Origin of the sequence: Huaxiibacter chinensis (assembly GCF_022171985.1) — a bacterium.
GTDB lineage: Bacteria > Pseudomonadota > Gammaproteobacteria > Enterobacterales > Enterobacteriaceae > Enterobacter > Enterobacter chinensis_A.
Genome location: NZ_JAJVHF010000003.1, coordinates 584,161 through 599,734 on the forward strand (window position 1 = coordinate 584,161; position 15,574 = coordinate 599,734).

A 15,574-nucleotide genomic window follows, 5' to 3' on the forward strand; every position below is an offset into this window, starting at 1 on the left:
ACGTCATGTACGCAGGGATACAAATTATTCTTTATTTCATATTGAATGTGGCATTTAGCTCATCCACATTTTCGGTGGAGAGCGTATTCATGCCAAAAGGTTTAAGCATAAAATAAAGCCTGGCTGTTTCTTCAAGCTCTTCCGCGTTAAATACTGCCTCGCGAATGTTTTTCCCGGATATAATCGGACCGTGATTGGCCAGCAGAATAGCATTATGCTCACCCGCCAGTTTTTCTACATGCTCTGCGATGAGCGGCGAGCCAGGCCTGATATAAGGTACAACAGGCAGCTTACCAACACGCATCACGTAGTAAGGGGTGATAGGCGGCAGGGCATTTTCAGGGTCGATGCCGGGAAGGCAGGACAATGCCGTGAGCCAGGGTGAATGAAGATGGACTATGCCGCCGCACTGGGGGCGCTGGCGATACATGGCAAGGTGCATCAGAACTTCCTTCGAGGCCTTTTGTCCCGACAGTAATGCCCCCTCCATCGTGACTTTGCTCAGCTCCTCCGCATCAAGATCGCCAAAGCTGGAATTTGTTGGCGTGGCCAGAATGTTGCCATCAGGCAGCTTAAGGCTGATATTTCCTGCGCCGCCGCTGCTGTAGCCTCGTTCAAACATCGAGCGTGCATAGCGAACCATATCTTCACGTAACTGTTTCTCATTCATCATACTGCTCCTGCGCTTTCAGGAAGAAATCTGGCTGACCAAAATTCCCGGATTTAAGAATGACCCACTGCTGCTTGTCGAGAACCTGCGTCCACGGCACGCCTGGCGCCACGGGTTCACCTATTATCATTCCGTCGATATTCAGCCCCTGGGTCACCGCACCGGACGTTTCTCCTCCGGCAACGATAAATTTATTAAAGCCCTCAGAGGCGAGGGAGCGGGCGAGTGAAGCGAAGAACACCTCAATCTTTTCACTCACAAACTCCGCGCCGTAATGCTTCTGAATAAGCTCAATGATTTGCGGCGGCTGAGTGGCGTAAACCATAGGGGCAGGATATTCGTGTGAACGTGATTTCACCCAGGCGGTCACCGTCTCCAGATAGGAAGGTTCGTGAATGATTTTTTCCACGTCGAGGGCCAGCGATGAGGCTCGTTGCTGATAAAAATCTACCTGCTGATTCGTCATGGCTGAACAGCTGCCAGAGAGCACAACGGCAGCGCCTTTTGACTCGATGTTTAATGTCGCTTTGGGTGCGGAAACGCTGAGTTTATCGAGTGCGGCAATAGCATAGCCCAACCCCGCCGCGCCGGTAACAAGTGGAAAATCAGCAGTAGCATGGGCGACCGTCAGTAAATCCTGATTGTCCAGGATGTCAAAAATGAGATATTTGGCTTTGTTTGCCACCTGTTTCTCAATCTCTGAGCCAAGCTTTTCTGCATGGTTTTTAACCATATCGAGAGTGATATTGCCGCAAAGTCCTGACGACTGGGCTTCCATCAGTTTTTTGACAGAAGCGTGTTTCATTGGCGTGACGGGATGATGTTCCATGCCACTTTCATTAAGCAGCGCGCCTTTTACGAACAAATGCCCGTTGAAAAGGGTGCGGCCATTATCGGGAACCGCCGGACAAACCAACGTCACCGGAGCGTGCAGAAACTTCATCAGCGCATCGGTCACCGGGCCGATATTGCCCTGTGGCGTCGAATCGAAGGTTGAACAATATTTAAAGAACTGACGCTGACAACCCTGTGTCTTTAACCACGCAGAAGCCGTTAAAGACATCTCGACAGCCTCATTAACGGGAATCGATCTGCTTTTTAATGCAATAACAATGGCATCCGTATCGCCAGCGGCAAATGCCCTGTTCGGCACACCATTAAACAGAACCACCTTCCAGCCTGCACTTACCATGAAACTGGCAATGTCTGTTGCACCGGTAAAGTCGTCGGCTATGACGCCTAACTTAATCATGTTACTACCTCGCAAATGCTTTGATGAGTCTATACTGCTTTTATAGTTGTATAAATGCAAATATCGCAGTTGTTAAAACGTGGTTAAGATCACATTTTTAAAATCGTCTTCCGTAGCCGGTTCACGTCGCGCTACATGCCTTCACATATGGTCATAAATGTCTATTTAACGGCAGGGCATAACGGACTGAAAGGTAACGAAATTGCTACATTTAAAAAGTTTTATTGGATAAATGTGATCTCCATCACCTTGCGCTAGGTGCATTTATTGGTATAAAAATGCAATCGAAAGCAAACAAACTATTGGAGTCTTTTTATGCGCATTCTGGTTCTGCCTTGTGACGGCATCGGTCCTGAAATCACCTCAGCTGCGGTAACCGTGCTGAACGCTCTGGATAAAAACTACGGTCTGGGCTTCGAATTCGACTATGAAGATGTGGGTTTCAAGAGCCTTGAAAAACACGGTACAACGCTTCGCCAGGAAACGCTGGATAAAGCAAAAACGTACGATGGCATTATTCTGGGTACACAATCACATGCTGATTACCCGGTGCCAGAGAAGGGCGGCCGTAACGTGTCTGCTGGCTTCCGTATCGGTCTCGATCTGTACGCGAACGTGCGTCCAGCCCGCACCCGTCCATTCCTGACCTCTAATATGAAAGAGGGTAAAACCATGGACCTGGTGATCATGCGTGAAGCTACTGAAGGTTTTTATCCGGACCGTAACATGACGCGTGGCTGGGGTGAGGTCATGCCGAGCCCGGATATGGCTCTGTCAACGCGTAAGATTACGCGTCACTGCTCCGAGCGTATCGCCCGCAAAGCATTTGAGCTGGCCATGCAGCGTAAGAAAAAAGTGACCGCCATTCATAAAGCAAACAGCTTCCATATGACCGACGGTCTGTTCCTCGAAGCCGTTCGTACAGTGGCAAAAGAGTTTCCTGAAGTGGAGCTGGACGATCTGCTGGTTGATGCATCAACCGCGCACCTGGTGCGTAATCCTGAGCGCTTTGACGTTCTGGTCGCGACCAACTTCTACGGCGATATTATCAGCGATCTGGCCAGCGAATTATCGGGCAGCCTTGGTTTAGCCGGTTCCATTATGGCAAGCGATACCCACTGCTGCGCCCAGGCTCAGCATGGCTCCGCGCCGGATATTCAGAACCAGGATAAAGCAAATCCGGTCTCCATGATCCTTTCCGTCGCTATGATGCTTGCCTGGTATGCTGAGAAGCACAACCAGCCGAAATTCCTGAAAGCGGCAGACGAAATCAGCCGTGCCGTGGATGAAGTTCTGGAAAATCCTGAAACGCGCACTCCCGATCTCGGCGGGACCTGCGGTACTAAGGCTTTTGCTGAGAAAGTCGCTGCTTCTATTCGCGCCTGAGCATAAATGACGGCTGCCCAATGCGCGGCAGCCGGACTAACGGAGAGGCTATGAGCCAACGTATCGTCCTTATTCATGCCACGCCACTGGCAGTCGCGCCTGTCAACAACACCTTTAAGCAGCTGTGGCCCGATGCAGAAGTCAGTAACTTACTTGATGATGCTTTAAGCGTTGATCGGGCTAAGATAGCGGGTTTAACCGCCCGGCTGACAAAGCGTATAGATGATCTGGTTCAGTATTCGGTCAGTATTGATGCCGCAGCCATATTGTTTACTTGTTCAGCATTTGGCACGGCGATTGATGCCAGCGCAAAAGATCAGGCTATACCGGTGCTAAAGCCGAACGAAGCCATGTTCGAAGATGCGCTGGCTGTGGGTCGTAATATTGTGATGCTGGCGACGTTCGCGCCTGCCGTTAACGGCATGGAGGAGGAGTTCAAAGAGATGGCTGCGTTGCGCCAGTCTGACGCAACTCTGAAGAGCGTTGTCGTCGCCGGTGCGCGAGATGCCCTGAATGCCGGTAATGCTGAGCGTCATAATCAACTTATCGTTGAGGCCGCGAAGCAGCACCAGGATGCCGATGCCATTATTCTCGCCCATTTTTCAATGGAAATCGCTTACGAAAAGGTGAAAGCAGCCGTTTCATGCCCGGTTTTAAGCAGCCCGCAATCGGCAGTTAAAAAACTTAAGCGCGTAATGAATTAACTTATTCATTATGCGTACGTGAAAGAGCAGGCATCGCTGTGAATAATAAAAAAGTGCAGGCAGAAATTAAACACAGCCATTGTGTGTATCTGCCTGATTTTGAATTACCTGCAAATTGCTGCGACTGTCATCATCATATTTTCGATCGGCGGTATCCTTATTCTGCAGACGACAAACGTAATTTACCCAACGCGACCGTGAGTGAGTATGGTGAGTTCCGGGACTGGCTGGGATTTACACGCCATGTTCTGGTGCAGCCTTCTTCTTACGGTACCGATAACCGCTGCCTCATCGACGCGCTACAGGCATTTGGTCCGAACGCGCGGGGTGAAGCTGTGGTGACAGATGCAACGAGTGATAACGAACTGGATGTGTTATCCCGCGCCGGTGTGAAAGGGATCCGTTTTAATTTCGGGGCGGGCAGCGTCACGACGCCGGAGATGCTATTACCGCTTGCCGCGCGGGTTGCAGAGCGAGGCTGGCACGTTCAGGTGCATGCCAACGCCAGCCAGCTCTGGGAATTGCGCTCACTGCTCAGGCAGGTGCCGGGTAGGCTGGTGATCGATCATTTCTTTCGGCTGCCTCAGCCGCAGCCCAAGGAACATCCTGTCTGGAAGCTCGCCTGGGACTTGATTGATTCAGGCCGTTGCTGGGTAAAACTCTCTGCGCTTTATCATCAGTCACAGCGTGATGACGTGTCTGATATGGCCGGAATGGTAAAGACTTTTTTAAATGAAGCAACCGAACGCGTGTTATGGGGAAGCGACTGGCCGCATCCCAATCTCATTAGCGCAAATAAGAAAATGCCAGATGACGCTTTAATTCTTTCAAAAATATTCCACTGGGCAAGTAATGACCGGATTCGGCACAAATTATTTGTGGAAAATCCGGCTCAACTTTATGGATTTAATGCTTCATCTTCGAGATAAGGCCGAAAAGAATGACAACTCCTGACTCTACATCCTCAAAAAAGAAACCCACGCATTATCGTTATATGATTTTGCTGATGGTATTTCTGAGCATTGCTTTAAATCATGGGGATCGCGCGACCTTTTCCATCGCCGGTACCGATATGGTTAAATCCGCCGGGCTGGATATCGTGGCTCTGGGATATCTTATTTCAACGTTTACCTGGGCCTATGTGCTGGGCCAGTATCCGGGAGGCTGGTTACTCGACCGCTTTGGCTCAAAGAAAGTGTTGGTCACCGGCGTGTTTACCTGGTCCTTTTTCGTGTTCCTGGTGGGGTTTAGCACCTCCTTTGATAACGTCTGGGTCACCCGGATCATGATGTTTGGTTTTATCTTTATGATGGGACTCATTGAAGCGCCAACGCTTCCTGCTAACTCACGCTTTCTTGCCGCATGGTTTCCGGCAAAGGAGAGGGGGAAGGCATCCGGTTTTACCACCGCCGCGCAGTATTTCGCCCTGGTAGTGTTTTTACCTTTGATGGGATGGTTTTCCTATACCTATGGCTGGGAGTCCGTCTTCTGGTTTATGGGCGGACTGGGTATCATCGTTTCGTTGGTCATGAATAAGGTCCTGGCCGATACGCCAAAGGTCCACCCGCTGGTGAATAACGCCGAGCTGGATTACATTCAGTCGGGTGGCGGCCTGATCAATCTTAAGGCGAGCAAAAAAGGGGAAACTACCGGTAAAGGATACACACGAAAACTGCTGACCAATCGCCTGGCGTTGGGCGTTTATATGGGTCAGTTCTTTTTTACCGTACTCTCATACTTCTTCCTGACGTGGTTCCCTGTCTATCTCGTCCACGATCGCGGGATGACTATCCTTAAAGCCGGCTTTGTCGCGTCGTTACCGGCACTGTGTGGCTGCGCTGGTGCACTTTTAGGCGGCGTGTTGTCTGACTATATGCTTTCTCGCGGTTTCAGCCTTTCAGCAGCGCGTAAAACACCCATTGTCATCGGTATGCTGCTGGCCGTCAGCATGGTGGTCTGTAACTACGTGGATTCAGCGTGGATAGTGGTTGCCATCATGTCGCTTGCGTTCTTTGGCAAAGGCTTTGGTGCTATGGGCTGGTGCGTGGTATCAGATTTCTCTCCTAAAGAGGCGGTGGGCCTGAGTGGGGGGTTGTTTAATATGATCGGGAATATCTCCGGCATTTTTACTCCTATCATTATCGCCTACATTATTAAGGACACCGGCTCATTCAATGGTGCGCTCATTTTCGTCGGCGTGTGTGCTTTCCTGAATCTCTGCTGTTATTTGTTCGTCGCAGGAAAAATCCAGCGCCTTAATTTTGAAAACAACGATAGCGATCGTAAAACACCGCTCACGGAGGATCCCCATGTTAGCCACTGATACACTCCGTTTTGCCATCAATCTGGGTAATGCTGTGCTTGCTAAAGCGCTACCGGACGGTAAGCCTGCGGGCATTACCGTCGGGTTAGCCAGGCGGATAGCGGACGCGCTTGGGGCTGAACCGCAATTCATCACCTATCCGACCGCCGGGCAGGTTGTGAACGATGCGCAAAACGATGTCTGGGATATTGCTTTTCTTGCCGTAGATCCCCTTCGTGAAGAAGTGCTGCGTTTTACGCAGCCCTATATCACTATACAGGGCACCGTGCTGGTCAAAGAAGGCAGCCCATGGCAAAGCGTTAACCAAATGGATAAAGATGGGGTGGTGATTAACGTGGGCAAAGGCGCGGCCTACGATCTCCATCTTACACGGCATCTCAAGAATGCGACCTTGAACCGTTTGGGATCCTCTCAGGAGGCCATAGATGCGTTTCTGAGAGGCGAAGGCGATATGGCTGCCGGCATTCGTCAACCGCTCGAACGCACTGCGGCCCAATGCGCGGGCTATCGTGTATTAAGCGATAATTTTGGTCAGATCAACCAGGCGATCTGCTTACCTCACGGTAACGAAGAACGCTACCAGGCCATTGCCGAACTGCTTTCAGGATGGCAGGCAGATGGTTCGGTTAAACAACTTATCGAGACAGAATTAGCCGCGGCGTAATGCTCTTTTTAGCGTTCTCATTTTGAGAACGCTAAATTATCAAATGCTCAATTTTCACCCCTTCATTTGCATGGCACCGTATCCACTCAAGAACATAAATAGACAGCCGTAATGGAAGGATTTATGACATCTCTCTTACCTCTGAAACGCACCCCGCTGGTCATAAATAATCAACGATACGATTATCTCGATCTCACCCAGCTTCTCCCGCGCGAGCAGCTGCAAAAAATCCCATTTTGCCTGCGTGTTTTGCTGGAGAACGTCGCACTGCGCTCGCCCCAGACGCTGCCGCAGTTTTTGCTCATGCTTGAGGGGGCGGCAGAAAAAGGCGAGGTGGCGTTTTATCCCGATCGTCTTATGTTTCATGACACCACGTGTCTGCCTGCCCTGGCTGATTTTGCGGCAATGCGCGATTTAACAACAGAGCTGGGCGGGGATGCGGGCGCAATCAATCCGCGTATTCCTGCCGTACTGACCATCGATCACTCGGTGATTGTGGAAAGCTATGCGTCATCTTCTGCACTGGAAGACAATCTTCAGTTCGATTTTCGCCGCAATGCGGAGCGCTATCGCTTTATTCGCTGGGCGGAAAAGAGTCTCAACAACTTCCGCGTGATACCGCCGGGAACGGGAATCATACATTTAATGAATCTTGAGGCTATTGCTGAGGTGGTGACCGTGGATGAAACGGCACCCGTACCGCTGTTGCATGCCGACTGTATGATTGCGACCGACAGCCATACCCCAATGATCAACGCCCTGGGCATTCTTGGCTGGGGTGTAGGGGGCCTCGAGGGGCAGGCCGCGCTGGTCGGAGAGCCTGTCACCTTAAGTTTCCCGGACGTAATTGGTATTTCGGTATCAGGTTCGCTATCACATGACGTCAGCGACAGTGATTTGGCTTTACATATTACTCGCCTGCTTCGTGAGACCGGCGTTGTCGGTAAATTTGTCGAATTCACCGGGCCTGCGCTGAGCGCGATGTCGGTCGAGTCACGCGCCACCATTGCCAACATGGCACCTGAATATGGCGCGACGGTGGTCTTCTTTCCTTATGATGAACGTAGCGCAGAATACGTTGCGTTAACCGGGCGTACGGAAGTAAAGCAGTCTCTTATCAATTCTTATATGCAGGCGCAAAACCTGTGGCGGACAGCGGATGACGTGCAACCCGCGTTCAGCCAGTTGATTGAGATTGACCTGTCGGCCATTGAACCCAGCATGGCCGGTCCTGTGAATCCCCATCAGCAGATTCCGCTCGGACAGGCAGCCAGTAGCTTTGAAGAAACGCTTTTGCCACAAACAAAGGATCGGCGCTGGCAACATCCCGCTTATCCTGAACCCATCAGACAGGGTGCCGTGGCCATTGCCGCGATCACCAGCTGCACGACGACCGCTAATCCCTGGTTAATTATCCAGGCAGCCTTGTTTGCCCGCAATGCGGCCAGAGCAGGATTGAAGCCCAAACCCTGGGTCAAAACCTCATTCTCACCAGGCTCACGTGCCGTCACCGATTATCTTGCTGAAGCGGGCTTGCTGGCCTTTCTGGAGAAGGTGGGTTTTGATGTCACGGGCTATGGCTGTATGACCTGCATTGGCAGTTCTGGTGCGTTACAGCCCGCAATGGAAACGATGGTCAACGAAGGATTGCAGGCGGTATGCGTCCTGTCCGGTAACCGCAATTTTCCACGACGCGTGAACCCATCGCTTGGGCACGGCTATCTGACCTCTCCGGCGCTGGTTATCGCGTGGGCTATCGCGGGGCACATGTCCCACGACCTGGTGAATGATCCGCTTGGCACCGATACGGAAGGACGCGCTGTGACTATGCGCGAATTAATGCCGGCTCGTGAGGAAGTTGAGATGTGGCTCAAACGCGTCGTAAAACGTGAGCACTACGTCAAACGTCGGGACATTATCTGGCAGGGTACGCCGCACTGGCAACAGATCGTGGCGCCGGGGAGTATGCACTACCCGTGGGAACCTGCTTCAACCTATCTTCGCCGTCCAGGGTATCTTGAGCGTCTTCCCCGGGATCCGACGGCTCCGCTTTCCTTATCTGGGGCGCATCCGTTCCTGTGGCTGGGCGATGACGTGACCACGGACCATATTTCCCCGGCGGGCGCTATTCCGGCATCCAGCCTTGCCGGGCAATGGCTGCTTGAACACCATGAGGATCCCGCAGACCTTAACCTGTATTCCACACGCAGAAGTAATCATGAGGTTATGGTTCGTGGCGCGTTCACCAATAAATCACTGTCTAATCGCCTGCTTGCGCCTGAAGAACGAGGTGGAGGAGGACGGGCCTGGGACGCGAAGCATACGCACATTCTGTCCGCGTATGAGGCTGCACAAAGCTGGTTGCAGGAGGGAGGTTCCCCGTTGGTCATCTTCGCCGGTGAGCGCTACGGTGCAGGCTCAAGCCGGGACTGGGCAGCCAAAGCGCAGGCGCTGCTCGGAATAAAAGCCGTGGTAGCCTGCAGCTTTGAACGTATCCACCGAACCAATCTCATCGGTATGGGCATCTTGCCGATTCATATCGATCCCGCCGTTGCCGCGCAATTGCCTGATATGGTAGGCACGGAAGAGATAGATTTTATAGGTCTTGAGACGTTGCAACCGGGGGCGGTGCCCCTGCTGATGCGTATCAGACGGGATGATGCATTGCTCGGGAAATTCTCACTTACCCTTACGTTAGATTCGCACCAGGAACTGCGCTATCTTCAGCACGGTGGCATTTTGCCTTATGTTATTCAGCAAACCCTGAAGCACTAACTATGGAAACAGCGATGCGCTTTGATCTGACCTCTTTATCTCTTTTCGTGGCCGTCGCTGAAGAGCAAAATCTGACTCACGCAGCCCGCCGTAAACATACGGCGGTGTCTGCAGTGAGTAAGCGTATCGCTGAGCTGGAGCAACAGGTTGGCACGCCGCTCATGCTGCGTATGCCCAGGGGGATTGCGCTCACCCCCGCCGGTCATTCCTTGCTCTATCATGCGCGGCAGGTGTTTCGTAACCTCGAGAAGATGGAAGAAGAGCTTAGCGATTACGCTGCGGGTATTCGGGGGCACATTCGCATTTATACTATCTCAGCGGCGCTGATGAGTAGCTTACCGGGTGTGATAAGCGATTATCTTGCGCTCTATCCCCAGACCGATATCGAGATAGAGGAGCATACCGGGCTGGCCGTTGTTCAGGGGCTGCTGGGTGGCGATGCCGATGTCGGTTTCTTTTCTAACTGGACACCCAGCGCGGGCATTGCGTTCTGGCCATGGCAACACGACCTCTTATCTGTGATGGTTTGGCCGACCCATCCGCTGGCGGATCGTAAAGAGCTTAAGTTCGAAGAGATTCTGACTGAAAAATTGATAGGTTCTCACCGTAACAGCGCCGTCAGCCATATCCTGGAAAGGCAGGCAAGGGCCCATGGCAAAACGTTAAATGTAGGCCTTCGCGTCAGTAGTTTTATCTCTATGGCTGAGCTGGTTGCACAGCAGCTGGGCATAGCCGTTCTGCCGGTGAATGAAGTGGCGTCAGCGACGCTCCATAGCGGGGTCAGATTGATCCCGTTATCGGAGACATGGGCAAAACGCGAACTCCTTATTGGTGTCAAAAACTATGCGCAAGCCTCGCCATCAGTGAAAACGCTGATCGGTCGTTTAATTCCCGTGGAGAATGGCGTGACGCAGGATTCAGATATTATCCTTCCGTAAACCCGACGGCGCTCACGGAAGGCAATGCACATTATGCGAAGCAGATACAGGTGGGGCTCGCCGTGGGAAGGGTTGTCTCTGTACGGGTGAGCATGCCGGTATCAGCGTTAACATCAAAAACCTGAATAGTGTCAGAGTCCTCGTTCGCGCTATAGAATTGCCTGCCATCGGGGGACAGGGTTGTGAAGCGGGGCGTTTTGCCCCCGCACGGAACCCATCCTGCCGGACTCAGCGAACCATCGCAGGGGTCAATACGGAATATGGCAATCGAATCATGCCCGCGGTTAGCGGCGTAAAGGAATCGGCCATTGGGATGAACTTCCACTTCGCTGGCGTCACTTCGGCTGGCATATCCCTGCGGAAGAGTGCTTATCGTTTGCTTAAGGGTCAGCGAACCGCGCGCACTGTCCACGTCAAAAGCGGTCACGGTGCTGCTCAGTTCGCTAATGCCGTAAAGCCATTTTCCGCTGGGATGAAAATCAACATGGCGTGGCCAACTGCCGTCAGCCAGATGCACTTCATCGCACAGCTGCGCTTTAGACTCCACCCAGCGGTAGAGACGTATCATATCGATTCCATTTCCTGCTTTTCTGCCCTGAATGGGTACGGCGAACAAGGTGCTGCCGGGTAAGAAGACGATTTCATGAGGACGCGAGAGGGTTTGAAACGCGCCATCCTTTACCGCATGCCCTTCTATACGGGAGAAATGGCATGGCTTATCCAGTCCGGTATCATTAACCGGCAGTGCAGCAACGTTACCGGCTTCATGGTTGGCGACCAGCAGGGTATTCATATCAGGCGTTAATGCCGCACCCACAGGATTATTTCTACGGGCAGTTTCGAGGTCCGGATGACCATTAAGGGGACCGGTCGTCTGCTCAGCGCTCAGGCTCAGAAGCCCGGTTTCGGGATCGCGATTAAATATGGCCACCTGATTACCGTCTCCGTGCAACGCGTACAGGCGGTTACGCTTCGTATCCAGCGTTAACCAGGAAGGGTTATCCTGAATGGAAGGAACGCACTGGATCTGCTCCCAATGCCCTTCGTCATTCATGCGGAATACAGTGATACCTTTCCCGCGCGCACCACGCCATTCCGACGTTCGGCAACCAACATAAGCGAATTTTGTCATAACACCCTCTCTAAAGCTTTGCATTTTATATATTATAAATGCACAAAATAAACTGTGACGTTTATCTCACTTATATAGCCAAACTGCGTTAAAGAGGGCGGTTAAGCAGCTTTTGCTGTTGTAAGCGCCAGGCCTGGCCGCAGATGCAATACATTCAAGTAATCGTTTATTGCATTTGATGATTATTAAATGCAAAAACCAACGATCTCGCTCACATTTTCGACAAGGCCGGGTTGCGGAAATGTGCTGGCCCCCTCTTAATGTTAATAACTAGTGATGAATTGTTAATGAACTGCAACGGGAGAGGGCTATGACCCAACGTATTGCGTACGTCACATCTGGAATGGGTAGCCTTGGCACGGCTATTTGTCGTCGTTTAGCACAGGACGGATTCATCGTAATTGCGGGTTGCGGCCCCAATTCAAAACGAAAAACGACGTGGCTTGAGGATAATAAAAAGTTGGGATTTGATTTTATTGCCTCTGAAGGCAACGTTGCAGACTGGGATTCGACGGTTAAGGCCTTCGATAAAATACGTAAAGAAGTAGGGGAGGTGGATGTCCTGATTAACAATTCAGGCACCGCCAGGAACGTGCTGTTCCGCGATATGCAGCCTCTGGAGTGGCAGGCCGTCATTGATACCAATATGAATTCGCTTTTCAATGTTACCCGTCAGGTCGTGGACAGCATGATGTCGAGAGGCTGGGGCCGCATCATCAATATCTCCTCCCTGAATGCGCAAATAGGCACGGTAGGGCAAGTCAACTACTCAACGGCTAAGTACGCCGTGCGTGGATTTACCCGCGCGCTGGCCAGAGAGGTTTCGGCGCGAGGCGTCACGGTAAATACCGTATCACCGGGTTACCTTGCGACAAGCAAGCTCAAAACGGTTACCCCGGTTCAGGTTATCGACAAAATTGTGCAGGAAATTCCTGTCAGACGTCTGGGTTCGCCAAAAGAGATCGCCTCTATTTGTGCCTGGCTCGCATCCGACGAAGCAGGGTACGCAACGGGAGCTAATTTCTCCGTCAATGGCGGCATGCACATGAGCTAAAACATTTTCCATTAAACATCTCATAACGTAATTACCTTCATTACGTATATAGAAATATATACGTCGGAGACTCTTATGCTCTCGTTACTGGGTTACGGCATGATTGTGGTCTTTATGATCCTCATCATGACTAAAAAATTATCTGCACTGACGGCCCTGACCATTATTCCCATCATCTTCGCACTTATTGCCGGGTTCGGTAGTGAGATGGGTGACATGATGATTGATGGTCTGAAGAAGGTCGCACCAACGGCAATTATGGTGATCTTTGCCATTCTTTATTTTTGCACGATGTTCGATACAGGTTTATTCGATCCCATAATTCGATTTTTCTTGCGAATTATAAATGGCGATCCGGTCAAAGCGGTAATGTGTACTGCGCTGCTGGCTGCGATGGTGTCGCTCGACGGGGACGGGTCTACAACCTATATGATCTGCGTAACCGCCATGCTGCCTCTGTTCAAGCGTATTCGCCTGGATCCGCTGGCGCTCACCTGCGTTGTCTTTTTGTCGGGAAGCGTGACGAACCTATTGCCCTGGGGTGGTCCGTTGGCTCGCGTCTCAGCGTCGCTCAAAATTGAATCCAGCGATCTGTTTATCCCGTTAATACCGTCCATGATCAGTGGGCTGGTCGGCGTGCTTGTCCTCTCCTGGTATATTGGCGTACGCGAGAGACGCCGTCTGGGTAAACTCAGCATTCAGACAAATAGCCAGGGTTCGGTTATTGAAGACGATGCCGAGAGCTATTTACCGGCAATTAATGAAGTGAATGAAGAGCTGCGTCGACCAAAGATGTTCTGGCTTAATGCCGCCCTGACGTTAGCGCTGATGGTTTCGCTGGTTATGGAGCTACTCCCGTTATCAGTCTTATTTATGGTTGCCTTTGCGATTGCGTTGCTCATTAACTATCCCCATCTTGATGCACAGCGCCAGCGTATCGCTGCACATGCTCCAGCAGCATTAAATCAGACATCCATTTTCCTGGCTGCGGGCATCTTTGCAGGGATCCTGTCAGGTACCGGTATGGTGTCAGCGATGTCCAATACGCTGCTCGACGTCTTACCGTTGTCGTGGGGGCCTTATCTTGCGCCCATCACCGCGCTGATTAGCCTGCCGGGTACTTTCTTCATGTCTAATGATGCATTTTACTATGGCGTGCTACCGGTTCTGGCGGAAGCAGCTAAGGCGTACGGAATTGATCCGGTGGAAATTGGCCGTGCTTCGCTGGTGGGGCAACCCGTGCATTTGCTAAGCCCGCTGGTCGCCTCGACCTATCTGCTGGTGGGCCTTGCGGGCGTGGAATTCAGCGACCATCAAAAATACACGTTTAAATGGGCGTTCCTGCTGTGCATGATCTTCCTGGGATCGGGACTATTACTGGGTTTATACCCGTTATATTCAGTCGCAGGTTAAAAAAACGGGCTCACTGTGTGAGCCCGTTTTTTATATTCAGGATTCGGCGCTGATACGGCGCATTTTTTTATTATCAAGCGCAACGGAAAGATGTTGTTTCATGGTGTATGAGGCTTCGATGCGCTGTCCGGACTCAATCAGCGCTAATATACGCATATGATCCTTCACTTCCGCATAATAGCGATTGCGGTCATCCATAATGCGATAATCCATCAGACGACGCATGCGGTTGACGTTACGCAGTGATATTTCGAAAAATGGATTATTCGAAAAGCCAATCACCGTCTCGTGAAAACGATACCCGGCCAGCTGGAGCTGGGTAGGGGAGAGACGTTCAATGCCGCTTTCCAGAAGCATTTCAAGCTCACGCCGTAACTCGTTTATTTTATCCTGGGAAGCATTGAACGTGGGTTCGAGGATAGCCATAGGTTCAATGACCATCCTGAAGCTAAAAATCTGCTCCAGTGCGGCTTTGGTTTTTGCAACGGTCAAAAACCGCCAACCATAACCCTGTTTACGTTCAACCCATCCTTCACTTATGCCACGGGCAAGAACGGTAGAAAGTTGGCTTTTAGTCAGGTTATAACGCTTCATCAGGAAAAGCTCAGTCACTTCTGATTCGATCTTGTCCTGTAGCCAGTCCTCAGCCATTTGATAATATTCAGGAAGATCCAGCTCCTCTGTATGTTCCTGTTTAACGTCGGGCTGATAGTCTTCTTTTACAAAAAAGCCGCGATTGACCTTTTGAAACAATACGCCTTTATGCTCCAGATACACCAGAGCCTCCCGAACAGGAGATCGTGAGACATCAAATGCCTCCGCCAGCTTCGGTACGCTCAAATGCGCACCCGGCATAATGTCGCCAGTGTCGATCAGGCCAATTATTCTCTGGGAGATGCGTTCGGTTAGTGCGCTGATTCTCATAAAAGCACCCGGCAGTCTAAGTAAAATGCAAATATACCTGATATCATTGCATTTCCTCGATATAAAAAGCAATGCTGCCTGAACAACGCTGGCAGTCTGTGATTAACGTCACAGGGGTGAGGCAGAGAAGGCCTGAATTCAGTGAGATGACCAGGTAAGGAGAAGGAGAGAGAAGACTCTCTGAATGTTCACTACTAAATGGCCATATTCAATTTAACATAATATACATTATGCGCACTGACGGTGTTAGAACCATTTAGTAATGTCACTTTTTATCCAGATAGAAACGTCACCTTAGAGTAAGCTAAACTGAATGCAATTCTAAGGGGCTCAACGCAT

At 51.1% G+C, this 15,574-nt stretch carries 13 protein-coding genes; 9 read left to right on the plus strand and 4 right to left on the minus strand.

All coding sequences use genetic code 11. The features are described from left to right. Positions 1–31: 31 nt before the first annotated feature. Together otnC and otnK are read right to left on the minus strand one after the other, a co-directional pair. Positions 32–670 carry a 3-oxo-tetronate 4-phosphate decarboxylase gene (gene otnC, locus LZP96_RS11670; RefSeq protein WP_082904932.1) on the minus strand — a complete coding sequence of 213 codons (639 nt, stop codon included), beginning with the start codon at positions 668–670 and terminating at the stop codon, positions 32–34. After that, positions 663–1,922, minus strand: a complete 1,260-nt coding sequence (otnK, locus tag LZP96_RS11675) for a 3-oxo-tetronate kinase (RefSeq protein WP_064326146.1) — start codon at positions 1,920–1,922, stop codon at positions 663–665. The genes otnC and otnK overlap by 8 nt, the downstream gene beginning before the upstream one ends. A gap of 315 nt (positions 1,923–2,237) precedes the next feature. On the opposite strand from otnK, the gene LZP96_RS11680 reads away from it, so the two are divergent. From LZP96_RS11680 to LZP96_RS11710, 7 genes are all read left to right on the plus strand, one after another. Further along, positions 2,238–3,308, plus strand: coding sequence for an isocitrate/isopropylmalate dehydrogenase family protein (locus LZP96_RS11680; RefSeq protein WP_064326145.1), 1,071 nt, complete (start codon positions 2,238–2,240; stop codon positions 3,306–3,308). Positions 3,309–3,358: 50 nt separating this feature from the next. Then, positions 3,359–4,012, plus strand: a complete 654-nt coding sequence (locus LZP96_RS11685; protein WP_064326144.1) for an aspartate/glutamate racemase family protein — start codon at positions 3,359–3,361, stop codon at positions 4,010–4,012. 38 nt (positions 4,013–4,050) lie between these two features. After that, entirely contained in the window at positions 4,051–4,941 is an 891-nt protein-coding gene (locus LZP96_RS11690; RefSeq protein ID WP_258926026.1) for an amidohydrolase family protein, read from the plus strand. A gap of 11 nt (positions 4,942–4,952) precedes the next feature. Then, on the plus strand, positions 4,953–6,335 hold the full coding sequence (locus LZP96_RS11695) for an MFS transporter (protein ID WP_064326142.1): 1,383 nt from the start codon (positions 4,953–4,955) through the stop codon (positions 6,333–6,335). Next, positions 6,322–6,999 carry a transporter substrate-binding domain-containing protein gene (locus LZP96_RS11700; RefSeq protein ID WP_064326141.1) on the plus strand — a complete coding sequence of 226 codons (678 nt, stop codon included), beginning with the start codon at positions 6,322–6,324 and terminating at the stop codon, positions 6,997–6,999. Before LZP96_RS11695 ends, LZP96_RS11700 begins: the two co-directional genes overlap by 14 nt. Before the next feature lie 123 nt (positions 7,000–7,122). After that, positions 7,123–9,774, plus strand: a complete 2,652-nt coding sequence (locus tag LZP96_RS11705; protein WP_064326140.1) for an aconitate hydratase — start codon at positions 7,123–7,125, stop codon at positions 9,772–9,774. Positions 9,775–9,776: 2 nt separating this feature from the next. Beyond that, positions 9,777–10,712, plus strand: a complete 936-nt coding sequence (locus LZP96_RS11710; protein WP_258926027.1) for a LysR family transcriptional regulator — start codon at positions 9,777–9,779, stop codon at positions 10,710–10,712. 31 nt (positions 10,713–10,743) lie between these two features. On the opposite strand, the gene LZP96_RS11715 is transcribed toward LZP96_RS11710, so the two are convergent. After that, entirely contained in the window at positions 10,744–11,844 is a 1,101-nt protein-coding gene (locus LZP96_RS11715) for a lactonase family protein (protein WP_064326139.1), read from the minus strand. A gap of 310 nt (positions 11,845–12,154) precedes the next feature. Between LZP96_RS11715 and phbB the strand changes: the two genes are divergently transcribed. Beyond that, entirely contained in the window at positions 12,155–12,898 is a 744-nt protein-coding gene (phbB, locus tag LZP96_RS11720; RefSeq protein ID WP_064326138.1) for an acetoacetyl-CoA reductase, read from the plus strand. Positions 12,899–12,973: 75 nt separating this feature from the next. Continuing rightward, on the plus strand, positions 12,974–14,311 hold the full coding sequence (locus LZP96_RS11725; RefSeq protein ID WP_064326137.1) for a CitMHS family transporter: 1,338 nt from the start codon (positions 12,974–12,976) through the stop codon (positions 14,309–14,311). A 36-nt stretch (positions 14,312–14,347) separates the two neighbouring features. Here the strand turns inward: LZP96_RS11725 and LZP96_RS11730 are convergent, their stop codons facing one another. After that, entirely contained in the window at positions 14,348–15,235 is an 888-nt protein-coding gene (locus LZP96_RS11730) for a GntR family transcriptional regulator (protein WP_064326136.1), read from the minus strand. Positions 15,236–15,574 lie beyond the last annotated feature (339 nt).